The following is a 21,701-nucleotide window of genomic DNA, read 5'->3' on the forward strand; positions in this document are numbered from 1 at the left end:
GAGAGGGAGGGACTCGCAGAGCTGCGCAGCAGTGGCGCGGAGCGCCGGAAGGGTGAGGGGGCGAGGTGAAGGCTCCGGTGTCCTTACCCGAGGCTCCGGACGGCGCGCAGCATGAGGTCGCCCTCGGTGGCCTGCACGCGGGCCTTGAGGTTGGCGAGGTCGTCGCCTGGGTGGACGGGCACGCGGGCCTGCGCGAGGATGGGGCCTTCGTCGATGCCGGCGGTGACGAGGTGGACGGTGGCGCCGCTCTCTAGGTCGCCGCTGGCGAGGACGCTCTCGTGGACGCGGTCGCCGTACATGCCGCGTCCGCCGTGGCGGGGCAGGAGGCTGGGGTGGATGTTCACGAGGCGGCCCGCGAAGTGCGCCAGGACGCGGGGGCCGATCTCGCGCATGTAGCCGCTGAGGACGAGTGTGTCCGCGCCCGCGCCGACGAGGACGTCCAGGATGGCGGCGTCCAGGTCGTCCGGGTCGGGGTAGTTCGCGCTGCTGAGGTGTGCGACTGCTAGGCCCGCGTCGCGTGCCCAGGCGAGGGCCGGGGAGCGGCTGTTGTTGCTGACCAGGGCGACCGGGGTGGCGTTCAGCTCGCCCGCGCGGCAGGCCTCGACGAGGTGCCGCGCGGCGCTGCCGCCGTGCGAGGCGAGAAAGCCGAGGTTCATTCGGCGGTGTCGGGTGCGCCGAGTTCCTGAAGCAGGTAGGCGCTGGTGAGAATGCCGTTGTGGTAGTCGGTGACGGCGAAGCTCTCGTTGGGGCTGTGGGGGGCGTCCTCGTTCAGGCCGAGGTCCACGAACAGGACGGGGGCGTGCAGGATGTCGTTGAAGGCCGCGACGATCGGGATGCTGCCGCCGGTGCGGGCGAACACGGCTTCACGGCCGAAGACGCGCTTGAGGGCGCGGTTCGCGGCGAGGTTGTAGGGGCTGTTCAGGTCGAACTTGAAGGGGCGGCCGCCGTGGTGCGGGTGGACGACGGCGGTGGTCCCTGCGGGCGCGAGGGTGGGCACGTACTCGCTGATGAGCCGCGTGATGCGCTCGGGATCCTGTCCGGGCACGAGGCGCATGCTGACCTTCGCGCCGGCCTTGGCGGCGATGACGGTCTTGCTGCCTTCGCCCTGGTAGCCGCCCCAGATGCCGTTCACGTCGAGGGTAGGGCGGCCCCACAGGCGTTCGAGGGTGGTGTACCCGGCCTCGCCGGGCAGGGCGGGCACGCCGATGCTCGCGGCGAACGCAGCGTCGTCGTGGGGGAGGTCGGCCCACATCTGGCGTTCGGTGTCGGTCAGGTCGTCGATGCCGTCGTAGAAGCCGGGGATGGTGACGCGGCCCTGGTCGTCCTTGAGGCGCGTGATGATCTCGGCCAGCGCGTTGATGGGGTTGGGGGCAGCGCCGCCGTAGCTGCCGCTGTGCAGGTCGCGGTTGGCGCCCTGGACGTGAATCTCGACGTAGCTCAGGCCGCGCACGCCGTAGGTGATGGTGGGCACGTCGGGCGCGAAGCGGCTCCCGTCGCTGATGACGATCACGTCGGCCTTGAGTTCCCCGGCGTGGTCGCGTAGGTACGGTTCGAGGTTGGGGCTGCCGATCTCCTCCTCGCCTTCGAGCAGGAATTTCACGTTCACGGGCAGTTCGCCCTGCGAGAGCAGCAGTTCCACGCCCTTGACGTGCGCGTACGCCTGTCCCTTGTCGTCGGTGCTGCCGCGCGCGTAGATGCGCCCGTCGCGGACGGTGGGTTCGAAGGGCGGCGTGACCCATTCCTCCAGCGGCGCCTCGGGCTGCACGTCATAGTGGCCGTAGATCAGGACGGTGGGTTGACCGGGGGCGTTCAGGCGCTCGGCGTACACGACGGGGTGCCCGGCGGTCGGGTCGATGCGGGCTGTGAAGCCCAGGTCCGCCAGTTTGGCGCGCAGGAACTCGGCGGTGGCGGCCATGTCCGCCGTGCGGGTGGGGTCGGCGCTGACGGAGGGGATGCGCAGCAGGTCGAACAGCTCCGCCTCAGCGCGGTCACGGTCGAGCAGGACACTCAGATCAGGCGTGGTCATGGGGGGATGATACGGGCTGACGGGCGCGGGGCGTCCGGGATGGACGGCTGCGGGTGCGGGGCAGGCGGCCTGGGGGCTCACGCCTCCTGCCTCGCGCGGCCCAGAACCTCTTCGCGGCACGGTCTCAGAAACACTGCTTCCCGTATACTCAAGGGAAGGTATGCCCAGCGACGCGAAAAACCGGCCCGTGTACGTGATCTCCGTGGCGGCGGAACTGGTGGACATGCATCCCCAGACGCTGCGCCTGTACGAACGCAAGGGCCTGATCCGCCCGGGGCGCAGCAGCGGCAAGACGCGGCTGTACAGCGAGCGCGACATCGAGCATCTGCGCGAGATCCGCCGCCTGACGCAGGAACTCGGCGTGAACCTAGCGGGTGTCGAGGAGGTCATGCGTCTTCAGCACGAGCTGGATGACATGCAGGGCGAGTTCGAGGCGGAGATCGAGCGCATCGAGAGTGAACTGCGCGAGCAGGCGCAGCGGCCCGAGGCGCTGCCGGGCGTGGACGGCCGCATCGATCCGCGTGACCGGCCGGTGTACGTGATCAGCATCGCGGCGGAACTGGTGGACATGCACCCGCAGACGCTGCGCCTGTACGAGCGTAAGCAGCTGATCCGCCCGGGGCGCAGCAGCGGCAAGACGCGGCTGTACAGCGAGCGGGACATCGAGCATCTGCGTGAGATTCGCCGCCTGACGCAGGAACTCGGCGTGAACCTTGCGGGCGTCGAGGAGATCATGCGCCTGCGCCACAAGCTGGACGCGACACGGTCGGGTCTGGAGAGCAACGTCCGCCGCATTCAGGAGGACATCACGGAGCGCATGACGAAGTGGCGCACCCTGGCGGAAGGGGATGAACCGGGCGGTGTGGACCGGGAGTGATTCACGCATTCCTCAGCGGTCCGGTCATCCGTCCGTGCAGGATGACCGGGCGCGCCGTATGCTGCGGGGCGTGCTGTCTGCCTGCCGTCCGGTTCCTGCGCCATGCCCGGTGACTTCATGAGGCCCCTGTGGGTGGTGGGGGACATTCACGGGGCGTACGACAAGCTGCGCGCGCTTCTGCTGCGCGCGGGCCTGATCGACTTTGACGGCTCGTGGACCGCCGGGGACACGCACCTGGTGTTTCTCGGAGATTACGTGGACCGCGGGCCGAACGGCCTGGAGGTCATCCGCCTGATCCGCAGCCTGGAGGTGCAGGCGACGGAGGTGGGGGGGCAGGTGACGGCGCTGCTGGGGAATCACGAGGTGATGTTCCTGGCGTCGCTGGTGTTCCGTCACGTGGACCCGCACGACCGGATGGGGTTCCGGGAGTACTGGCTGGAGAACGGCGGTCAGCCGCGTGACGTGGACCTGCTGGAACCGAGTGATCTGGGGTGGCTGTCGAACCGTCCGGCGATAACCGTGTCACACGGGTGGTTGATGGTGCATGCCGACAGCCTGATGTACCTGCGGCTGGGCGACTCGGTGAAGGACGTGAATGCGGAGGTCGCACGCATCCTGGCCAATCCGGACCCGGACGAGTGGGGCCTGTTCCTGAACTGGTTCACGGAGCGTATGGCGTTCGCGCTGGGTGAGGGGGAAGCCAAGGCCCGCCGGGCCCTGTCGGTGTTTGGTGGGGACCGGATCGTGCATGGGCACACGCCGGTGTATGTCCTGCTGGATGAGGCGCTGCATGGCCCGACGGTGGGCGCGGGCGCCCCGATTCCGTACGCGGGGCGGCTGTGCGTGGCGATGGACAGCGGCATGGCGTACCGGGAGGACGCGGGGTTTATCGCGCGGCTGAATCCGCAGGGCATTGCGGAGGTCGTGGCGTTTCCAAGTGGGAGCTCTCTGTACTGATCGCCAGGCTGTCCTGTGTGGGTGTGGGCGCGCGCGGCCGGGCAGCGGTCCGGTAGGCTGTCGGCACGCCGGTTAAAGGTTCCGTGAAGGAACCGGCTGGGCAGGGGCCCGCCCCGGTGAAAGGATGGACTGTGGACCGAACCCAATCTTCTGCCGGGCCGCCCGCGTTGCGGCTGAGTGGCATCACGAAACGTTTCCCGGGTGTGGTCGCGAACGACGCGGTGGACCTGACCGTCCACGCGGGCGAGGTGCTGGCGCTGCTGGGTGAGAACGGCGCGGGCAAGAGCACGCTGATCTCGATCCTGTACGGCCTGTACCAGCCCGACGAGGGCGCGGTGGAACTGGCAGGCCAGCCGGTGCGGATCGGCAGTCCGGCGCATGCGCGGCGGCTCGGGATCGGGCTGGTGCCGCAGCATCCGCTGCTGGTGTCGCGGCACTCGGTCGCGGAGAATCTGGCGCTGGGCCGCGTGGGCGGGCTGTTCCCGGCGCGGCGCGTGGCGGGGCAGGTGCGTGAGCTGTCCGCGCGGTACGGGCTGGAGGTGAACCCGGACGCGCGCGTGTCGGACCTCTCGCCGGGCGAGAAGCAGCGCGTGGAGATCGTGCGGGCCCTGCTGGGCGGCGCGCGGGTGCTGATTCTCGACGAGCCCACCAGCGTGCTGACGCCGCAGGAGGCCGAGGGCCTGTTCCGCGTGATGCGCGAACTGAAGGCGGACGGGCGCAGCCTGATCTTCATCTCGCACAAGCTGGACGAGGTGCTGGCCGTCGCGGACCGCGTGACGGTGCTGCGGCGCGGGAAGGTCGTGGGCGGCGTGCCCACGCAGGGCGCGACCCGCGAGAGCCTCGCGGAGCTGATGGTGGGCCGCAGCGTGGACTTCACCCGCAAGCGCGCGGGCGGTCCCGGTGCGGACGCGGGCGCGCTGCTGAGCGTGCGGGACCTGAGTGCGCAGGGCGCGCGCGGCCTGCCCGCGCTGCGCGGCGTGAGTTTCGAGCTGCGCCGGGGCGAGGTGCTGGGCGTGGCCGGGATCGCCGGGAATGGCCAGAGCGAACTGGTCGAGGTCCTGGCGGGGTTGCACGCGGCGACCGGGTCGGTCACGCTGGACGGTCAGGCGCTGACCGGGGACGCGGCGTCGCGTTTCCGGTCGGGCGTGGCGCACATTCCTGAGGACCGCATTCACAGCGGCACGGTGCCCAGCATGACGGTCGCGGAGAACCTCGCCCTGAGGGACTTCGGGCGGCCGCCGCTGGCGCGCGGCCTGGCGCGCGACCTGACCGCCACCGACGAGCGGGCGCGCCGCGAGGTGGAAGCCTACGCGGTCGCCACGCCGGGCATTCACACGCCCACGCGGCTGCTGTCGGGCGGGAACATCCAGAAGCTGATCCTGGCGCGGGAACTGGCCGGGCAGCCGAAACTGATCCTGGCGGTGCACCCCACGTACGGGCTGGACATCGGCGCGACCGATCAGGTGCACCGGGTGCTGCTGGACCGCACGCAGGAGGGCGCGGGCGTGCTGCTGGTCAGTGAGGATCTGGACGAACTGCTGAGCCTGTCGGACCGCGTGACGGTCATGGTGGGCGGCGCGCTGCTGGGGCCGTTCCCGGTGGCCGAGGTGACACGGGAGTCGCTGGGCCTGCTGATGGGCGGCGCACACCCGCACAGCCTGCCCGGAGCCACACAGGGGGTGGGCGCATGAGGTTCGTGGCTCTTCAGGCCCCCTCGGCGGCCCGCACGGCGCTCGTCACGGTGGCGTCGGTGGTGGTGGCCCTGCTGATCTGCGCGCTGGTGTTCGTGCTGGCGGGGCAGTCCCCGGCGGAGGTGTACGGCACGATGCTGCGCGGCACGCTGGGCGACCCGACCGGCCTGGCCGAGGTGGGGCGGCGCACCATTCCGCTGCTCTTGATCGGGGCGGGGCTGGCGCTGGCGTTCCGCGCGCAGTTCTTCAACATCGGCGCGGAGGGGCAGCTGCTGCTGGGCGCAGTGTTCGCGGCGGGCACAGCGCTGTTCCTGCCCGTTCCCGGCGCGCTGCTCATCCCGGCGGTGTTCGTGGCGGGCTTCGTCGGCGGGGGCCTGTGGGCGCTCGTGGCGGCGGCGCTGCGGCGCGTGAACGTGAACGAGATCCTCTCCACCCTGATGCTGAACTACATCGCGGTGGCGCTCGTCACCTACCTGATCGCCGGGCCGTGGAAGGGCAAGGACGTGCGCGGGTACATCTACACCGACACCTTCCCGCAGGGCACGTGGCTGCCCACCCTGAGCGGCACGCAGGTGCACTGGCCCACGCTGCTGCTGGGCGCCGCGCTGGCCCTGGGCCTCCAGTGGCTCCTGACCCGCTCGACGTTCGGGTACGCGCTTCGTGTCGTCGGCGAGAACCCCGGCGCGGCGCACTACGCGGGCCTCAGCTCCGCGCGGGTCGCCACGCTCGTCGCCCTCCTCACCGGGGGACTGGCCGGGCTGGCCGGTGCGGGCGAGGTGGCGGGCATCCACCACCGCCTCCTGGAGGCCAGCCAGATCAGCCTGGGGTACGGCTTCACCGCCGTGATCGTCGCGTGGCTGGCGCGCGGGAACCCGGCGCTGTGCCTGATCACCGCGCCGCTGATGGGCGTGATCCTGGCGGGCGGGGACCTGCTGAAGATCGACCTGAACCTCCCGTTCCGCGTGGTGGACATCTTCAGCGGCGTGATCCTGCTGTGCCTGATCGCCTCGGAAGTGTTCATCCGCCACCGTGTCCAGTGGGGCCGCGCGTGAGCTGCCCCCTCTCCCCCACCGAGGTCCTGCATGGATAGCATTGTCATCGAGGCGCTCGTGCGCGCCCTGGCGGTCGGGACGCCGCTGCTGCTCGCGTGCCTGGGCGCGATCCTGAACGAACGCGCCGGGGTCGTGAATCTGGGCGTGGAGGGCCTGATGGCCGTCGGTGCGCTCGCCGCGTTCGCGGTCGCCTCCAGGAGCCCGGACGCGAGCCTGTGGGCGGCGGTCGGCGCGGCCATGCTGGCAGGCGCGGCGCTGTCGGGGCTGCACGCCGTGGCGACCGTCACGCTGCGCGCCAACCAGTTCGTCAGCGGCCTCGCCCTGGCCCTGATCGGGACGGGCGCGGCAGGCCTGCTGGGCAAGAAGTTCGAGGGCCTGCCCCTCTTCAACAAGGTTCAGGACTGGACGCTGGGAAGCTTCACGATCAGTCCGTTCACGGTCGCCGCGCTGATCCTGGCGGGACTGCTGGCCTTCTGGCTGACCGCCACCCGCAGCGGCCTGACCCTGCGCTCGGTCGGGGAGAACCCGGCGGCGGCGGACGTGCTGGGCGTGAACGTCGGCCTCACCCGCGTGCTGGCCGTGCTGGGCGGCGGCGCGCTGGCCGGACTGGCGGGCGCGTTCCTGGCCCTGTCGTACCGCTCCTCATGGGCGGACAACATGACGAACGGTCTGGGCTGGATCGCCGTGGCGCTGGTGATCTTCGTCGGCTGGCGGCCCCTGCGCGCCATTGCCGGGGCGCTGTTCTTCGGCTTCCTGTATTACCTGCAGTTCCGCCTGCAGGGCAACAGCAACGTGCCCACCGAGGTGTTCAGCGCCATGCCGTTCATCCTCGTGCTCGTGGTGCTGGCCTTGGCGGGTCTGCGCGGGCAGGCCGGGGACGCGCCGGCCGCGCTGGGCCGCCCCTACGTGCGCGGCGAACGCTAGACGCGAAGGCAGGAGGCCCGGCGACTGCACCGCCGGGCTTCCACCGTCCGGTCCAGGCCGGTTCAGTCGCCGCGGGCTGGCCGTGACCGCCCGGCGCCGCGCGCCGGTGGGCGTTTCAGCAGGCGCACGGCGAACAGCACGGCGATCACAGCGGCGTAGATCAGCGGCTGGGTGTGGTCCTTCTTCACGCCCCAGTAATAGTGCAGGGCCCCCAGGCTGACCGCCACGTACGCCAGCTGGTGCAGGCGCGTCCAGCGCTGGAAGCCCAGGCGTTTCACGGCGCGGGGCGTGCTGGTCAGGGCCAGCGGCACGAGCAGCAGCAGTCCCGTGAACCCGGCCGTGATGAATGGGCGCTCCAGGACGTCCTCGGTCATCAGGGTCAGGTCGAAGGAGTGGTCCAGCAGGTAGATCAGGAAATGCAGCGCAGCGTACCCGAACGCCAGCAGACCCAGTGTCTTGCGGATGCGGGCGGGCCAGGTCCAGCCGGTCAGCAGGCGCAGGGGCGTGCAGGCCAGCGACAGCACGAGCAGCGCCAGGGTCAGCAGGCCGGTCTGGAGTGTGGCCCGCTGGATGGGGTTCGCGCCCAGCTGCCCGGTCAGGGCGTCGGCGATCAGGACGGCGGCCGGGATCAGGCCGCCCACCGTGACCGCCGGAACCAGCCAGCCCAGAGGCGCGCGGCGGCGGGGTGCCCTTGAGGTCGTCAGAAGAACCGCCGCAGGTCCATGCCCCTGTACAGGCCCGCGACCTGCTCGGCGTACCCGTTGAACGGCAGGGTCTTGCGGCGGCCCAGTTCACCGATGCGCCGCTCGGTCGCCTGACTCCAGCGGGGGTGCGGCACGGCCGGGTTCACGTTCGCGTAGAAGCCGTACTCCTGCGGGGCCGCCAGCGCCCAGGTGGTCTGGGGCTGCTTCTCGGTCAGGGTGATCCGCACGACGCTCTTGATGCTCTTGAACCCGTACTTCCACGGCACGGCCAGCCGCAGCGGCGCGCCGTTCTGCCCAGGCAGCACACGACCGTCCAGACCGACCGCCATGAACGCCAGGGGATGCAGCGCCTCGTCCAGGCGCAGGCCCTCCACGTACGGCCAGTTCAGGACCGGCTGGCGCTGCCCGGGAAACTGTTTGGGGTCCAGCAGCGCCGTGAACTGCACGTACTTCGCCTTACTCGTGGGTTCCATGCGGCGGATCAGCGCGGCCAGCGGGAAGCCCAGCCAGGGCATGACCATGCTCCAGCCCTCCACGCAGCGCATGCGGTACACGCGGTCCTCCAGCGGGAACCAGCCCTGCAGCGTGTCGATATCCACGGTCATGGGCTTGCGGACCTCACCGTCGATCCGCACGGTCCAGGGGCGGGTCTTGAGGCTGCCGGCCATCCGGGCGGGGTCGCTCTTGTCGGTGCCGAATTCGTAGAAGTTGTTGTACGAGGTGGCCTGCGCGTACGGCGTGACGGCCTCGCTGGTGTCGTACGGCCCGAGCGGCCGGGCCGGGCGGGTGAAGGCGGCGCCCTGCGCCTCGGCGCTGCCGGGTCCGCCCGGGCGGCGCGTGAGGAGTTCCAGACCGCCGCCCAGCGCGCCCGCGGTGGCGGTGAAGAGGGCGGCGCTGCGCAGGAATTCCCGGCGGGGGTTGGGGCTGCCCGGGGACAGGATGCGGCGCTCGCCGGACTCCGGGTCGGCGTGGTCGGGCGGGATGGGGTGATCGCTCATGGGTGGACCTCCTGAACAGATGTACGCAGCCTGAGCGGTTTCGGTTCAGTGCACTGTCACGCGACGCACGGTAAATCCAGTCGGCGCGACAAAATGCACGCCCAGGCCAGTGAGGTGGTGGGCATGCAGTGCCGTCTGGTCATCCTGTCTCTATCCTTCGCGACAGAATGAAGGCACAATAAAGCCAGGTTCCGCCCTTTTCCCCGGAGGTTCATCATGAAGAAAGCACTCCTCGCTGCCCTGCCCCTGTCCCTGGCACTCCTGAGCACCGCCGCCAGCCCCGCCGCGCAGGCCCAGCAGACCGGCAAACTCAAGGCCTGCTTCATCTACGTCGGCCCGGTCGGCGACATCGGCTGGAGCTACGCCCACGACGAGGCCCGCAAGAAGACCGAGAAGGCCCTCCCCTGGCTGGAAACCAAGTACGTGGAAAGCGTGCCCGAGGGACAGGCCACGCCCGTCATCGACCGGCTGGTCAGGGATAACTGCAAGGTGATCTTCACGACCTCCTTCGGGTTCATGGACCAGACGCTGGACGCCGCCAAGAAGTACCCGAACGTGATCTTCGCGCACGCCAGCGGCTTCAAACGCGCCCCGAACATGGCGACGTACATGGCGGACTTCTACCAGATCTATTATCTGAACGGCATGATGGCCGCCGCCGTCAGCAAGAGCGACAAGCTCGGGTACGTCGCCGCGTTCCCCGTGCCGGAACTCAAGCGGCACATCAGCGCCTTCGCGATGGGCGCCCGCGCCGTGAACCCCAAGGCGACCGTCAGCGTCAAGTGGATCAACGCGTGGTTCGACCCCAACAAGGCCCGCGAGGCCGCCGAGGCCCTGATCAGCGAAGGTGCGGGCGCCCTGGCCTTCACGGAGGACACCGCGACCGTCGTGCAGACCGCCGCCGCGCGCAAGATCCCGTCCTTCGCGCACTACTCCCCCATGTACAAGTTCGCGCCCGATTACGTGGTCAGCGGGCAGCTCGTGCACTGGGAGAAGATCTACATCGACTTCCTGACCAAGGTCCGCAATGGCACGTACACCGCCAAGAACCTCCAGAACGTCGACTACTGGAACCTGCTGCGCGGCGGCAGCGTCGAACTCGGCGCGCAGGACGGCATGGCCATCAACCCCAAATGGGTGCCCGCCCTGAAAGCCAAGACCATCACCGTCGCCGGGAAGAAGACCACCGTCTACGACCGAGTCATGACCCTGAAAGCCGACATGGAGAAGGGCGGCAAGTTCGACCCGTTCACCGGCCCGCTGAAAGACCGCAACGGCATCCTGCGCGTCCCCGCCGGGAAGGTCGCCAGCATCGCCGACCTGAACAACATGTCCTGGGTCGCCCCCGGCGTCACCGGACAAGTTGCGGACGAACCCAAGAAGTAAAGCTGTAGTAGGTTGACAGTCGATGGTTGATGGAGGGCGCAATCCCTTCCGTCAACCATCAACTCGTTCAGCCCGGATGCGGATCTGCTCTGGCGTGAGACAGCCGCCGTGCCCGGGCCAGACCTCACGCAGGTCAAGGTCCAGCAGGCCCCGCAGCGTGCTCAGGGCCTGCGCGTGGTCGTGGTTGTACGCCGCGCGGGGCAGGTGCGCGCCATCCGCGCCGCCCACCACGGCGTCCCCGGCGATCAGTACCCCGTCCCGCAGCAGCCCGATCTGCCCAGGCGTGTGCCCCGGCAGCGGCACGACCTGCCAGCCCAGCACGTCCTGCCCCGGCTGCGCGGCCTGCACGGAGCGGAGCTTCGGGTGGATGCGGGAAATCACGCGGCCCAGGCCTGGGAAGCCCGCCGGGTACGGCAGGTCATGCGACTGCCCCAGCAGCGCCGCGTGTTCCAGCGCATGCGCCAGCACCGGCACGCCCGCCCGCTGCGCCAGGAACGCATTCCCCGCGTGATCCACGTGCGCGTGCGTGAGCAGCAGTGCGTCCGGCCGGAACTCCCGCAGCAGCTGCACAAACCGTGGCGCATGACTCAGCGCGCCACTGTCCACCAGCAGTCGCCCCGCCGGGGTGCTCAGCAGGAACACGTTCGCGTACAGGGGACGGACTTCCACATTCACTCGCCCGATGATGCCACGCGACGTACGCTGAAGACCCCATGAACCGAATCTCCTGGCTGGCCGTCCCCGACGACACGACCGCGCCCGAAGGCGTGCAGAAGCTCCACGCGAAAGCCCGGGCGAACCTCGGGTTCGTGCCTAACGTGTTCCGCGCGCAGGCCCTGAACCCCGACACGTTCCTGGCGTGGTGGACCGACTTCAACACCCTCGTGAACCGCGAAGGCCACCTGAGCACGACCGACCGCGAACTGCTGGCCGTGGTCGTCAGTGGCCTGAACCGCTGCGTGTACTGCGCCGTCTCCCACGGCGCCGCCCTGCGCGAGTACAGCGGCGACGCCACCTTTGCCGACACGGTCGCCGTGAACTGGCGCCACGCCCCCCTGTCACCGCAGCAGGCGGCGCTGTGCGCCTACGCGGAGAAACTCACCCTCACCCCCGCCCACATGGCCGAGGGCGACCTGCACGACCTCCGCGCAGCGGGCCTGAACGACCACGCCATCCTGGAAGCCACGCAGGTCATCGGGATGTTCAACATGACCAACCGCGTCAGCAGCGCCCTGGGCTTCATCCCGAATGAGGAATACCACCGCCGGGGCCGCTAACTGGGTTCAACCGCGCGAGTAGCCGGTCGCGCTCCAGCCGCAGCCGGAACGGACCAGATTCACTGTTCCCGGGTATGTGTCGGTGGTGCGCTGCCCGGACGCACGGCTCGTGAGACTGATCGTCACGCTTCCACTGACCGTCGCGCTGTTGCCACTGATGGAGACGCTGCCGACATTCACCTCATATGAAAATGAACTGAAACCGGCCGAGTACGAGCTGGCCACCGCGGACAGCGCCTCCCTTGCCGCCGCGACCGTGGCGGCACTGGCCGCTGCCGCGTCCTCCTGCGGGGTGAGGTTGCACTGCTCGGGCGCTCCCACCGGCGCCCCCCCACCAGCCACGCCCGCAGCTTCGGGAACCGGCCCGGCGTACCGGCTCAGGTCACCGACGTTCACGCGGTACGTCACACCGACCGTCAGGCGCGGACCGTAGATGGGTTGCAGGACGGTGTTCACGCGCTGGACTCCGGCCTCCACGAACCCCTCGACCGGGACGAGGTCCAGGCCGGCACGCGCACCCACCCCGGCGAACAGCACCGTGGAGTTGCCCTGCACCCCCCCACCGGCCAGCACGTACCCGCTGACCAGACCAGCGTCGAACACGTCGAACGTCAGGCCCGCTCCGAACGCACCCCGACCCGACTCGCCCTGTACGTTGCTGGTGCAGTAGGCCCCCTCGATGAATCCGCCGAAACGACCCTCCTGAAGCCCGGCCCGGCCCCCGGCGATCTGGCAGGTCAGCCCGACGCTGCTGGTGGCACTCAGGCGCAGGTCGGCGGCCTGGGCGGGCGTGGCGAGGGACGTCAGGGCAGCGGCGGCGGTCAGGGCGGTCAGCCAGCGGGTTTTACGCATGCTGCGTTCTAACACGAAAGCGGGGTGCCCCTGCACACGCACCCCGCGTCCCTCAAGCTGACTTCAGGGTCAGAAGGCCATTTCAGTACGTGTAGAAGCCCTGCCCGCTCTTACGGCCGAGCAGGCCCGCCTGCACCATCTTGCGCAGGAGTGGGCTGGGGCGGTACTTGTCATCCCCCAGCCCCTTGTGCAGCACTTCCATGATGGCAAGGCAGGTGTCCAGCCCGATGAAGTCCGCCAGGGTCAGCGGGCCCATGGGATGGTTCATGCCGAGTTTCATGATCCCGTCGATCGCCTCGGGTTCCGCGACGCCTTCCATGACGCACTGGATGGCCTCGTTCAGCATGGGCATCAGGATGCGGTTGCTGACGAAACCCGGGAAGTCGTTACAGGCCAGGGGGGTCTTGCCCATCCGCTCGGCGGTCTGCGTGACGAACTGCGCGGTCTCGTCGCTGGTGCTGTAGCCCCGGATGACCTCCACGAGTTGCATCAGCGGCACCGGGTTCATGAAGTGCATCCCGATGAACTTATCGGGGCGGCCCGACGCGCTCGCCAGCGCCGTGATCGGAATGCTGCTCGTGTTGCTCGCCAGCACGCCCTCCGGCTTCACGATCTGCCCCAGCTGCCGGAACAGGTCAGCTTTCACCCCCTCGTTCTCCACGATGGCCTCCACGACCAGATCGCAGTCCGCGAACGCGTTCAGGTCCGTCGTGAACACCATGCGGCCCAGGATCACGTCCGGCGTGTCCGTCAGGCGGCCCTTCTCATGCAGTTTCGCGACAGATTTCTCGATCACGGCGCGGCCCCGGTCCAGGAACTCCTGTTTCACGTCCTGCACGACCACATCGAATCCACTCTGCGCGGCGACCTGCGCGATGCCGCCGCCCATCTGTCCAGCTCCAATCACTCCGAATTTCATGGGAACTCCTGTTCAGTCCGGTCTGCCCCGGACGGGAAAACGTTCAAGAATGGTGTCCAGCTGCCGGATGATTCCGGGCAGGTGCGTCTGGTCGAGTTGCAATTCGAAGGTATGAGTCTGGGTCAGGATGTCCGGTGTCAGCTTAAGGTGCGCGGCAATACTGCCAGTGGAGCTGCCAGCCAGTCGCAGGATGAAAGCAGGGCCGAACGAACCGAGTTCGGCCATCCGGCCGGCCTGCTGATGTAGCTGCCGCAGCTCGTCCAGAAAACTGGCGATATCGCGCATTGTTAGAAATGACCCAGCCACGCGTACCCAGGACTGCCCGGCAAGGTCGATCTCAGCCACGACGTGCAGATGGTCCTCATCCCAGGATTCGTCCGACCATGGGGACTGACCATCATGCACCGTCAGCGTGAGGGGTTCTATCTGAACATCAATCCCGGATAGACTCATTCGACGAGCGGGATACCCTCGATCTGCACGGCCCGGCCGCGTTTGACGGGGTTGAAGGCGGTGTACTTGTAGCGCGAGCAGCCCGACTGGACGAAGGGGTCGTGGTCGAAGAGGTCCACGAGGTCCTGCAGGGTGTCGGCCTGCGCGACGATCACGCCGCCGGTGTTGTCGACCTTGCGGCCGCTGGTGAGGAACACGCCGCTCTTGTAGTGCTGGTCGAGCCATTCGCGGTGGGCGGGGGTGACCTGGGCGATCTCGTCGGTGGGTTTGAGGTAGGTGCTCTCGATGATCCACAGGGTCGTCATGGTGCTCAGCCTACCCGCTTGACCGCGAGGGCGAGGCCGTTCCCGCCGCCCATGCAGAGGGTGGCGACGCCGGTCTCCTTGTTCTGCTGCTTCAGGGCGTGCAGGAGGGTCACGAGGATGCGCGCGCCGCTGGCGCCGATGGGGTGGCCGAGCGCGACCGCGCCGCCGTTCACGTTCACGCGGGCGGGGTCCAGGCCGAGTTCGCGGGCGACGGCGAGGCTCTGGACGCTGAAGGCCTCGTTGAGTTCCCACAGGTCCACGTCGCCCGCCTGCCAGCCGAGTTTGCTCAGGAGTTTCTGCGTGGCGGGGACGGGCGTCATCATGACCCATTCGGGCGCGAGGCCGCCCGTGGCGTAGTCGATGATCTCCGCCAGGGGGGTGAGGCCGTGCGCCTGGGCGAAGTCGGCGCTGACAACCATCAGGCTGGCGGCGCCATCGTTCAGGCCGGGGGCGTTCCCGGCGGTGACGCTGCCGTCTTTCTTGAAGGCAGGCTTGAGTCGGCCCAGGGTCTCCTCGCTGGTGTCGGCGCGGGGGCCTTCGTCGGTGTCCACGATGGTGTCGCCCTTGCGGCCCCGGACGGTGACCGGGACGATCTCGTCGGTGAAGCGGCCGTCCTGCTGCGCGGCGATGGCGCGGCGGTGGCTCTGCGTGGCGTAGGCGTCCTGCTCCTCGCGCGTGATTGCGTACTTCTCGGCGACGCGTTCACCGGTCAGGCCCATGCCCTCGTCGTTGATGGAGCACCACAGGCCGTCGTGGGTGTTCGCGTCGAGGACCTGCGCGTGGCCCAGGCGGTAGCCCTTGCGCGCGCCGGGCAGCAGGTGCGGGGCGTTGCTCATGCTCTCCATGCCCCCGGCGAGGACGGCGTGCTGGTCCCCGGCGCGGATGCTCTGCGCGGCGAGGATCACGGCTTTCAGGCCGCTGCCGCACACCTTGTTGATGGTCAGCGCGCCGACCTCGTTGGTCAGTCCGGCTTTCAGGGCGGCCTGCCGGGCGGGGTTCTGCCCGCTGCCCGCCTGCACGACCTGACCCATGACAACTTCCTCGATCAGGGCGGCGTCCAGGCCGCTGCGGCGCAGGGTTTCGCGCAGGGTGGTGGCGCCCAGGTCGACGGCGCTGACGCTCTCGAGGCTGCCGAGGAATTTCCCGGTGGGCGTGCGGCTGGCCGCGACGATCACTGCTCTTTGCATGCGCGCAGCATAGCGCGCCCTGCCTAACGGGCGTTAGGTTGGCGTCCACCACACCCGGCCCGCGAAGCCGCCCCGCGCGTCCGCCTTCGCGCGGCGCAGCGCCTCCAGGTCCTCCGGGGTCAGGTCGTGCAGGGTGGCCAGGGCACGCAGGACCTCCAGCACGTCCGCCAGTTCCTCGGGCTCGCCGGAGTCGAGGTACTCCGCGACCTCCTCTTCCAGCTTGACGCGCAGCGCGGCGCGGTACTCCGCCTCCGACAGCGTGCGGGCCTGCCCGCCGAAGAGATCAGGGATGCGGTCACGCACGAGTTTGCCCATGCCACGCAGGGTAGCAGCGCCGCGTGCGCGTCACAGACGCCTGCGGAGCTGCGTGGTAGCGTGACAGCATGTTTGAGTCCCTGGGCAACAAGTTGCAGGACATCCTGGACCGGGTGGGTAAGGAACGCCAGCTGACCGAGGCGCAGGTCAAGGCCGCGATGCGCGAGATCCGCATGGCGCTGCTGGAAGCCGACGTGAACTTCGGCGTCGCGAAGGACTTCGTGGCGAAGGTCAGCGAGAAGGCCGTCGGGCAGTCCGTGGAGGGCAGCCTGACCGCCGGGCAGACAGTCGTGAAACTCGTGCATGACGAACTGATCGAGACGCTGGGCGGCAAGACCATCCAGCCGGAACTGAGGTCCGAGGGCAACGTCTGGTTCATGGTCGGCCTCCAGGGGGCCGGGAAGACGACCAGCACCGGCAAGCTCGCCGCGCACTACAAGAGCAAGGGCCGCCGCGTGCTGCTCGTCGCCGCCGACACGCAGCGCCCCGCCGCGCGCGACCAGCTCGAAGTCCTCGCCAAACAGGTGGGCGTGCCGGTCCTGAAGGTCGCGGACGGTGAGAGCCCCGCCGAGACGAAACGCCGCGTGGACGAGCACCTGAAAACTGACTTCCGCGACCTTGTGATCGTGGACACCGCCGGTCGCCTCCAGATCGACGAGGCGCTGATGGACCAGCTGGCCGACCTCCAGGCCACCATGCAGCCCACCGAGAGCCTGCTCGTCGTGGACGCCATGACCGGCCAGGAGGCGCTGAACGTCGCGCAGACCTTCGACCAGCGCGTGAACGTCACCGGCCTGATCATCACGAAGATGGACGGCGACGCGCGCGGCGGCGCGGCCCTCAGCGCGCGCAGCGTGACCGGCAAACCCATCTACTTCGCGGGCACCAGCGAGAAGATCGCCGGACTGGACGCCTTCCACCCCGACCGGGTCGCGGGGCGCATCCTCGGCATGGGCGACGTGCTCGGCCTGATCGAACGCGCCCAGCAGGCCGACCTGAAAGCCATGGAAGTCAAGAAACCCGGCGACTTCGACCTGGAGGACCTGCTGCTGCAACTGCGGCAGATCCGCAAGATGGGCCCCCTGGGCGACCTGCTCAAGCTCATCCCCGGCATGAGCCGCGCGCTGCCCGAAGGCTTCAACATCGACGAGGCGCAGCTGCAGCGCATCGACGCCATGATCAGCTCCATGACCGTCAAGGAACGCCGCAACCCGAAGATCATCGACGGGCGCCGCCGCAAACGCATCGCGGCGGGCAGCGGGCACAGCGTGCAGGACATCAACAAACTCCTGAAGATGCACGAGCAGATGAAGGACATGATGAAGATGCTCCAGCGCATGAGCGGCCCCGGCGGCAAGGGCATGAAACCACCCCGCATGCCCAACGTCCCCCCCAGCCTCAAACGCTGAATCCCCACCCGCCAGCACCCGCCCCCACGCATCCGCCGGGGCGGGTGTTGACACATCCGCACGCGCCCCATATACTCACTGCCGCTGAGAACGCGCTCACACGGCACGCAGCGAGACAAGCCCACCTGGGTCGTTAGCTCAATCGGTAGAGCAGCTGACTTTTAATCAGCGGGTTGTAGGTTCAAGTCCTACACGACCCACCAGGAAAACCCCCGTCCCAGACGGGGGTTCTTGCTTTGGTGTCAGCGCCTGCGCGCCATGAGGCGCATGATCGGGCACAGGATGTGAAGGGCGATACCGAGGCGCGAGAGCGTCACAGAGAGCCCTTCCACAGCAGACCGTCCACTTACAGCGGAACGACATCCGCAGCGAGGAACCCGCGTCAGGGCGTGGATCGGCGCGGTACCACAAGGGCGGCCAGCAGGAGTATGAAGCCGTCCGCGGCGAGCTGCGCGGGGAGGACGTGGCTGTACGTGATGAGAATATCGCTGCTCTGGGCGGTGCCGGGTGGTGGGGTCCTGGGGTCTCCCCTACAGTGTGGCGTCGGTGTTCAGGGCGGCCTGGAGTCGCCGGGTGTACTCGTCGGCGCCGATCTCGTAGACGCCGAGGGTCTGGAGGTGCGGGTTCTGGATCTGCGCGTCGAGGAGGGTGAACCCCCGGGCGTGCAGGTGCCCGGCGAGGCCGATGAGGGCGGCCTTGCTGCCGTTGGTGACGCGGTGGAATTTGCTCTCGGCGATGAACGCGCCGCCGAGGGCGAGGCCGAGGACGCCGCCCGCGAGTTCCCCGCCTTTGTAAGCCTCAAAGGAGTGCGCGAGGCCCGTGTCGTGCAGGTGGCCGTAGATGGCGGTGAGGTCGTCGCTGATCCACTCGCCGTCGCGGGGCGGGCTGCCGGGAAGCTGACCGCGGCACCCGGCGAGGACGGCGTCGAAGTTGGTATCCACGCGGTACGTGAAGTGCCGCAGGTCGCGCCGGAGGCGGCGGGCGACGTGCAGGCCGCCTTCCTCGGTCAGGGGCACGATGGCGCGCTCCTCGACGCTGTAGAACTGCACGCCGTCGCCGTTGTCCATCAGGAACGCGCCCTGGGCGTAGGCGCGGGCAACCTGCCGGGTCAGGGGGTCGGGGTGGGTCAGCCAGGGCTGGGCGGCGGGCACCTCAGCGGGGGTACAGCACGGCCTGCGTGCAGCGGAACAGGGCCATGAGTTTGCCGTCCGGCGCGCGGACCTCGGCGTCCCAGACCTGGGTGGTGCGTCCGGCGTGGACGCTCCGGGCCTCGCAGGTGACGGTGCCGTCGCGGGCGGTGCCGAGGTGGTTGCTCTTGAGTTCGATGGTGGTGAAGCCCTGTGCGCCGTCGGGGAGGAGCATGCGGGTGCCGTAGCCGCAGGTGGTATCAGCGAGTGCGACAACGCTCGCAGCGTGCAGGAAGCCGTTCGGGGCGAGCAGTTCGGGCCGAACGGTCAACTCGCTGCGCAGCAGGCCCCGCTCGGCGTGCGTGAAGCGGATACCGATGAGTCCGGGCAGGTGGCCCGCGCCGAAGGCGGTCAGGTCGTCCGGGCTGGGGACGGGATGGGCGGTGGTGGTCATGCGGCCCAGCGTACCCTGCCCGCCCGCGCGAATTGGGGGGAGGCTTCCGCGCGGTTTAGCCCGCGTCGCCTAGAATGGGAGGGTGCGTCTGGATTCGCTGTCCACCCTGAATTACCGGAATCTCGCCCCGTGTACCTTGCTGTTCCCGGCGGGCGTGACCGGGGTCTTCGGGGAGAACGGGGCGGGCAAGACGAACCTGCTGGAGGCGGCGTTCCTGGCGCTGACCGGCCTGACGGACGTGACGCGCCTGGAGCAGCTGGTGCAGCAGGGCGAGACGGAAGCGTACGTGCGGGCGGATCTGGAGAGCAGCGGCAGCCTGAGTGTGCAGGAGGTGGGCCTGGGGCGCGGGCGGCGGCAGCTGAAGGTGGACGGCGTGCGGGTGCGCACGGGGGACCTGCCGCGCGGGAGTGCGGTGTGGATCCGCCCGGAGGACAGCGAGCTGGTGTTCGGGTCGCCGTCGGGTCGGCGGGCGTTCCTGGATTCGCTGCTGTCGCGCCTGAGTGCGCGCTACGCGGAGGTGCTGTCGCGGTATGAGCGGACGGTGTCGCAGCGCAACGCGGCGCTACGCGGCGGTGAGGAGTGGGCGATGCACGTCTGGGACGAGTCGCTGGTGCGCCTGGGGACCGAGATCATGACCACGCGCCGCCGGGCCCTGGTGCGCCTGAACGAGCTGGCGGGCGAGGCGAACGCCGCGCTGGGCAGCCGAAAGCCCCTGACGCTGAGCCTCGCGGAGTCCACCACGCCCGAAGCGTACGCGCAGGATCTCGCGTCGCGCCGCGCGGAGGAACTCGCGCGGGGCAGCACCGCGACCGGCCCGCACCGCGACGATCTGGTGCTGACGCTGGGCGACTTCCCGGCCAGCGAGTACGCCAGCCGCGGCGAGGGCCGCACGGTGGCGCTGGCGCTGCGCCGCGCGGAACTGGAACTCCTGGCGGAGCGGTTCGGCGAGCGGCCCGTGCTGCTGATCGACGATTTCTCGGCGGAACTCGACCCGGGGCGGCGGGCGTTCCTGCTGGACCTGGCAGCCAGCGTCCCGCAGGCGATCGTGACCGGCACCGAGCGTGCGCCCGGCGCGGCGCTGACCCTGCGCGCGCACGGGGGCCGGTTCACGCCCGAGGTCACCGCTGAACCCCTGCCCGGGGAACCGCTGGCCGAGGAGGTGCGTGCGTGACGCGGCGGGGGCGGCGCATGAGCGGCCCGCTGCGGCTGGGGGACCTGATGGGCGCCACGCTGGGCAGCGCGAAACTCACGGGCGGCATCCAGCGGGCGCGGGCGATCCTGCTGTGGCCGCAGGCGGTCGGGCCGGAGATCGCGCGGATCACGCGGCCCCGCACGCAGCAGGGCGGCACGCTGTTCGTGGAGGTCCGCGACAGCGCCACCGCGCATCACCTCAGCATGCAGCGGCATCACTTCCTGAAGGCCCTGAATGCCCTGCTGCCCGACGCGCCCCTGACCGAACTGCGCTTCGGGGTGGGCACCGTGCGCGAACCGACCGCGCCGGTGGCGGTGGCCCCGCTGCCCGCCCCGGACCGCGCGCGGGCACGGGAACTCGTGCAGGACGTTCCGGACGACCTGAAGGGTGCTGCGCTGCGCGCCGCCGAGGCCATCACCCGCGCGCGCAAGTGGCGCGAGGAACAGGGCTTCCGGCCCTGCCCGGTCTGCGGCGAGGCCAGCCGCGAGCAGCCCTGCCGCGCCTGCACGCTGACGCTGGCGGACCCGAACGTGCGCCGCGCCGCCAGGGCACTCATGCGTCACCCCGAGCGGCTGGAGGGCCTGCGTGACACGCTGGGGAACAGCGGCGTGCAGGCCGCGCGGTTCCTGGCGCTGCGGCAGCTGGAAGAACAGCTCGAGCTGCTGGCGCTGGAGTGCGTCCGCAGTGGCGAGGGCGGCGGGTACCAGGGATTCCTGGCCGAGCAGGCGGCGCTGTACCTGACGCTGCTTCTCAGCCGTCCCCGTGCCGCCCTGAAACGCAGTGACCGCGCGTACCTGCCCGAGCGGGTGCGGCACGTCCTGAACGCCAGCGGCTGACCCGTCCCGCCCGGCGGAATGCTGGCACAGGTGCCTGTGCATCCTGCGCACAGCCCACTATCCTGAAGGGCATGACCGACGCCCCGGCCGGCACCCACAGCCCCTCCCCCGTTCAGCCCGGCGGTTCGGCCGGTTCCCACCGCGGGGCTGCGCCGCAGCAGGTGCGGGTGGCAATCCTGACCGTCAGTGACACCCGCACGCCCGAGACGGACACCAGCGGGCAGTTCCTGCGCGCCGAGATCGAGGCGCACGGGCACGAGGTGGTCGCGTACCGCGTCGTGAAGGACGACGCCGTGCAGATCCGCTCGGCCCTCGTGGCGTTCACGCGCGAGGCGACCGTCGTGCTCTCCAGCGGCGGCACCGGCATCACGGGCCGCGACGTGACCGTGCCGGTCGTGGAGAGCCTGATCACCAAACCCATCCCTGGCTTCGGCGAGCTGTTCCGGATGCTCAGCTACCAGCAGGTGGGCGGCGCAGCCATGCTGTCGCGCGCCGTGGCCGGACTGGTACGCGGCGCGGTGGTGTTCGCCATGCCGGGCAGCCTGAACGCCGTGCAGACCGCCTGGAACGGCATCCTAAAGGATGAACTGGGCCACCTCGCGTTCGAGGTGGAACGCCACGGGCAGCCGGGCGTCCTGGCGCCACCGCCCATCACCGGTCCGGACACCCCCGCCCCACCCCCGATGCCCGGTGCGGGGGGCGGCGTGGCCGCCGGACTGGGCCGCCACAAGAAAGGCGGGGGCCTGTGACCCCGGGGCGC

At 69.7% G+C, this 21,701-nt stretch carries 24 protein-coding genes and 1 tRNA gene; 12 read left to right on the forward strand and 13 right to left on the reverse strand.

Features of this window, described 5'->3' with window-relative positions; genetic code table 11:
• Positions 1-83 precede the first annotated feature (83 nt).
• Positions 84-656 carry a phosphoribosylglycinamide formyltransferase gene (locus SY84_RS02180; protein WP_046842623.1) on the reverse strand — a complete coding sequence of 191 codons (573 nt, stop codon included), beginning with the start codon at positions 654-656 and terminating at the stop codon, positions 84-86.
• Positions 653-2,026: a dipeptidase gene (locus SY84_RS02185; protein WP_046842624.1), complete on the reverse strand. Its 1,374-nt coding sequence runs from the start codon at positions 2,024-2,026 to the stop codon at positions 653-655. The genes SY84_RS02180 and SY84_RS02185 overlap by 4 nt, the downstream gene beginning before the upstream one ends.
• A 160-nt stretch (positions 2,027-2,186) precedes the next feature.
• On the opposite strand from SY84_RS02185, the gene hspR reads away from it, so the two are divergent.
• The 5 genes from hspR (at position 2,187) to SY84_RS02210 (ending at position 7,527) form a co-directional block, all read left to right on the forward strand.
• Complete coding sequence (hspR, locus tag SY84_RS02190; protein WP_046842625.1) at positions 2,187-2,903, forward strand: heat shock protein transcriptional repressor HspR, fused homodimer type; 717 nt, start codon at positions 2,187-2,189, stop codon at positions 2,901-2,903.
• A gap of 117 nt (positions 2,904-3,020) precedes the next feature.
• Positions 3,021-3,860, forward strand: coding sequence for a metallophosphoesterase (locus tag SY84_RS02195; RefSeq protein ID WP_046844869.1), 840 nt, complete (start codon positions 3,021-3,023; stop codon positions 3,858-3,860).
• Between the two features lie 131 nt (positions 3,861-3,991).
• A complete protein-coding gene (locus tag SY84_RS02200) occupies positions 3,992-5,551 on the forward strand; it encodes an ABC transporter ATP-binding protein (protein WP_245621381.1) in 1,560 nt (519 codons plus the stop codon).
• Complete coding sequence (locus SY84_RS02205) at positions 5,548-6,603, forward strand: ABC transporter permease (protein ID WP_046842627.1); 1,056 nt, start codon at positions 5,548-5,550, stop codon at positions 6,601-6,603. The genes SY84_RS02200 and SY84_RS02205 overlap by 4 nt, the downstream gene beginning before the upstream one ends.
• A 30-nt stretch (positions 6,604-6,633) precedes the next feature.
• Positions 6,634-7,527 (forward strand): ABC transporter permease, encoded by an 894-nt coding sequence (locus tag SY84_RS02210; RefSeq protein ID WP_046842628.1) that lies wholly within the window; start codon positions 6,634-6,636, stop codon positions 7,525-7,527.
• 62 nt (positions 7,528-7,589) lie between these two features.
• On the opposite strand, the gene SY84_RS02215 is transcribed toward SY84_RS02210, so the two are convergent.
• Together SY84_RS02215 and msrP are read right to left on the reverse strand one after the other, a co-directional pair.
• The gene (locus SY84_RS02215) at positions 7,590-8,168 is read right to left on the reverse strand and encodes a sulfite oxidase heme-binding subunit YedZ (RefSeq protein WP_046842629.1); all 579 of its coding nucleotides are present in this window, start codon (positions 8,166-8,168) and stop codon (positions 7,590-7,592) included.
• A gap of 59 nt (positions 8,169-8,227) precedes the next feature.
• Positions 8,228-9,229, reverse strand: a complete 1,002-nt coding sequence (gene msrP / locus SY84_RS02220) for a protein-methionine-sulfoxide reductase catalytic subunit MsrP (RefSeq protein ID WP_046842630.1) — start codon at positions 9,227-9,229, stop codon at positions 8,228-8,230.
• A gap of 216 nt (positions 9,230-9,445) precedes the next feature.
• Here msrP and SY84_RS02225 point away from each other — a divergent pair, with 216 nt between their 5' ends.
• Positions 9,446-10,615: a BMP family ABC transporter substrate-binding protein gene (locus tag SY84_RS02225; protein ID WP_081424485.1), complete on the forward strand. Its 1,170-nt coding sequence runs from the start codon at positions 9,446-9,448 to the stop codon at positions 10,613-10,615.
• Positions 10,616-10,666: 51 nt separating this feature from the next.
• Here SY84_RS02225 and SY84_RS02230 read toward each other — a convergent pair whose 3' ends face one another.
• Positions 10,667-11,284, reverse strand: coding sequence for an MBL fold metallo-hydrolase (locus SY84_RS02230; protein ID WP_046844871.1), 618 nt, complete (start codon positions 11,282-11,284; stop codon positions 10,667-10,669).
• Between the two features lie 44 nt (positions 11,285-11,328).
• On the opposite strand from SY84_RS02230, the gene SY84_RS02235 reads away from it, so the two are divergent.
• Entirely contained in the window at positions 11,329-11,892 is a 564-nt protein-coding gene (locus SY84_RS02235) for a peroxidase-related enzyme (RefSeq protein WP_046842631.1), read from the forward strand.
• Positions 11,893-11,898: 6 nt separating this feature from the next.
• On the opposite strand, the gene SY84_RS02240 is transcribed toward SY84_RS02235, so the two are convergent.
• The 6 genes from SY84_RS02240 to SY84_RS02265 all read right to left on the reverse strand — a co-directional run bounded on the left by SY84_RS02240 (position 11,899) and on the right by SY84_RS02265 (position 15,923).
• Positions 11,899-12,744, reverse strand: coding sequence for a hypothetical protein (locus SY84_RS02240; RefSeq protein WP_046842632.1), 846 nt, complete (start codon positions 12,742-12,744; stop codon positions 11,899-11,901).
• Between the two features lie 82 nt (positions 12,745-12,826).
• On the reverse strand, positions 12,827-13,663 hold the full coding sequence (locus SY84_RS02245) for a 3-hydroxyacyl-CoA dehydrogenase family protein (protein ID WP_046842633.1): 837 nt from the start codon (positions 13,661-13,663) through the stop codon (positions 12,827-12,829).
• A gap of 12 nt (positions 13,664-13,675) precedes the next feature.
• Positions 13,676-14,116, reverse strand: a complete 441-nt coding sequence (locus tag SY84_RS02250; RefSeq protein WP_046842634.1) for a hypothetical protein — start codon at positions 14,114-14,116, stop codon at positions 13,676-13,678.
• Complete coding sequence (locus SY84_RS02255) at positions 14,113-14,421, reverse strand: YciI family protein (RefSeq protein WP_157882865.1); 309 nt, start codon at positions 14,419-14,421, stop codon at positions 14,113-14,115. Before SY84_RS02255 ends, SY84_RS02250 begins: the two co-directional genes overlap by 4 nt.
• 5 nt (positions 14,422-14,426) lie before the next feature.
• On the reverse strand, positions 14,427-15,608 hold the full coding sequence (locus SY84_RS02260) for a thiolase family protein (protein WP_046842635.1): 1,182 nt from the start codon (positions 15,606-15,608) through the stop codon (positions 14,427-14,429).
• 33 nt (positions 15,609-15,641) lie between these two features.
• Positions 15,642-15,923, reverse strand: coding sequence for a nucleoside triphosphate pyrophosphohydrolase (locus SY84_RS02265; protein WP_046842636.1), 282 nt, complete (start codon positions 15,921-15,923; stop codon positions 15,642-15,644).
• A 68-nt stretch (positions 15,924-15,991) separates the two neighbouring features.
• Here SY84_RS02265 and ffh point away from each other — a divergent pair, with 68 nt between their 5' ends.
• Positions 15,992-17,332 (forward strand): signal recognition particle protein, encoded by a 1,341-nt coding sequence (gene ffh, locus SY84_RS02270; RefSeq protein WP_046842637.1) that lies wholly within the window; start codon positions 15,992-15,994, stop codon positions 17,330-17,332.
• A gap of 127 nt (positions 17,333-17,459) precedes the next feature.
• Positions 17,460-17,535, forward strand: a tRNA-Lys gene (locus SY84_RS02275).
• Positions 17,536-17,862: 327 nt separating this feature from the next.
• Here SY84_RS02275 and aat read toward each other — a convergent pair.
• Entirely contained in the window at positions 17,863-18,483 is a 621-nt protein-coding gene (gene aat, locus SY84_RS02280) for a leucyl/phenylalanyl-tRNA--protein transferase (RefSeq protein ID WP_046842638.1), read from the reverse strand.
• A gap of 1 nt (position 18,484) precedes the next feature.
• Positions 18,485-18,913: a PaaI family thioesterase gene (locus SY84_RS02285; protein ID WP_046842639.1), complete on the reverse strand. Its 429-nt coding sequence runs from the start codon at positions 18,911-18,913 to the stop codon at positions 18,485-18,487.
• Positions 18,914-18,995: 82 nt separating this feature from the next.
• Between SY84_RS02285 and recF the strand changes: the two genes are divergently transcribed.
• From recF to SY84_RS02300, 3 genes are all read left to right on the forward strand, one after another.
• On the forward strand, positions 18,996-20,084 hold the full coding sequence (gene recF / locus SY84_RS02290; protein ID WP_046842640.1) for a DNA replication/repair protein RecF: 1,089 nt from the start codon (positions 18,996-18,998) through the stop codon (positions 20,082-20,084).
• A 17-nt stretch (positions 20,085-20,101) separates the two neighbouring features.
• Complete coding sequence (locus tag SY84_RS02295) at positions 20,102-20,941, forward strand: DUF721 domain-containing protein (RefSeq protein ID WP_245621382.1); 840 nt, start codon at positions 20,102-20,104, stop codon at positions 20,939-20,941.
• A 71-nt stretch (positions 20,942-21,012) separates the two neighbouring features.
• Complete coding sequence (locus SY84_RS02300; protein ID WP_046842641.1) at positions 21,013-21,690, forward strand: MogA/MoaB family molybdenum cofactor biosynthesis protein; 678 nt, start codon at positions 21,013-21,015, stop codon at positions 21,688-21,690.
• The last annotated feature ends 11 nt before the right edge of the window (positions 21,691-21,701 follow it).

The organism is Deinococcus soli (ex Cha et al. 2016), from assembly GCF_001007995.1.
In the GTDB taxonomy this organism is placed as follows: Bacteria; Deinococcota; Deinococci; order Deinococcales; family Deinococcaceae; genus Deinococcus; species Deinococcus soli.

What these genes read in the sequence shown, in the direction of transcription:
- SY84_RS02250 (WP_046842634.1), bottom strand. Translation starts at nt 14,116, where the DNA reads ATGAGTCTATCCGGGATTGATGTTCAGATAGAACCCCTCACGCTGACG.
- SY84_RS02265 (WP_046842636.1), bottom strand. Translation starts at nt 15,923, where the DNA reads ATGGGCAAACTCGTGCGTGACCGCATCCCTGATCTCTTCGGCGGGCAG.
- SY84_RS02225 (WP_081424485.1), top strand. Translation starts at nt 9,446, where the DNA reads ATGAAGAAAGCACTCCTCGCTGCCCTGCCCCTGTCCCTGGCACTCCTG.
- SY84_RS02180 (WP_046842623.1), bottom strand. Translation starts at nt 656, where the DNA reads ATGAACCTCGGCTTTCTCGCCTCGCACGGCGGCAGCGCCGCGCGGCAC.
- SY84_RS02245 (WP_046842633.1), bottom strand. Translation starts at nt 13,663, where the DNA reads ATGAAATTCGGAGTGATTGGAGCTGGACAGATGGGCGGCGGCATCGCG.
- SY84_RS02185 (WP_046842624.1), bottom strand. Translation starts at nt 2,026, where the DNA reads ATGACCACGCCTGATCTGAGTGTCCTGCTCGACCGTGACCGCGCTGAG.
- SY84_RS02260 (WP_046842635.1), bottom strand. Translation starts at nt 15,608, where the DNA reads ATGCAAAGAGCAGTGATCGTCGCGGCCAGCCGCACGCCCACCGGGAAA.
- SY84_RS02255 (WP_157882865.1), bottom strand. Translation starts at nt 14,421, where the DNA reads ATGACGACCCTGTGGATCATCGAGAGCACCTACCTCAAACCCACCGAC.
- SY84_RS02205 (WP_046842627.1), top strand. Translation starts at nt 5,548, where the DNA reads ATGAGGTTCGTGGCTCTTCAGGCCCCCTCGGCGGCCCGCACGGCGCTC.
- SY84_RS02300 (WP_046842641.1), top strand. Translation starts at nt 21,013, where the DNA reads ATGACCGACGCCCCGGCCGGCACCCACAGCCCCTCCCCCGTTCAGCCC.
- SY84_RS02285 (WP_046842639.1), bottom strand. Translation starts at nt 18,913, where the DNA reads ATGACCACCACCGCCCATCCCGTCCCCAGCCCGGACGACCTGACCGCC.
- msrP (WP_046842630.1), bottom strand. Translation starts at nt 9,229, where the DNA reads ATGAGCGATCACCCCATCCCGCCCGACCACGCCGACCCGGAGTCCGGC.
- SY84_RS02195 (WP_046844869.1), top strand. Translation starts at nt 3,021, where the DNA reads ATGAGGCCCCTGTGGGTGGTGGGGGACATTCACGGGGCGTACGACAAG.
- SY84_RS02295 (WP_245621382.1), top strand. Translation starts at nt 20,102, where the DNA reads ATGAGCGGCCCGCTGCGGCTGGGGGACCTGATGGGCGCCACGCTGGGC.
- ffh (WP_046842637.1), top strand. Translation starts at nt 15,992, where the DNA reads ATGTTTGAGTCCCTGGGCAACAAGTTGCAGGACATCCTGGACCGGGTG.
- hspR (WP_046842625.1), top strand. Translation starts at nt 2,187, where the DNA reads ATGCCCAGCGACGCGAAAAACCGGCCCGTGTACGTGATCTCCGTGGCG.
- SY84_RS02235 (WP_046842631.1), top strand. Translation starts at nt 11,329, where the DNA reads ATGAACCGAATCTCCTGGCTGGCCGTCCCCGACGACACGACCGCGCCC.
- SY84_RS02240 (WP_046842632.1), bottom strand. Translation starts at nt 12,744, where the DNA reads ATGCGTAAAACCCGCTGGCTGACCGCCCTGACCGCCGCCGCTGCCCTG.
- SY84_RS02210 (WP_046842628.1), top strand. Translation starts at nt 6,634, where the DNA reads ATGGATAGCATTGTCATCGAGGCGCTCGTGCGCGCCCTGGCGGTCGGG.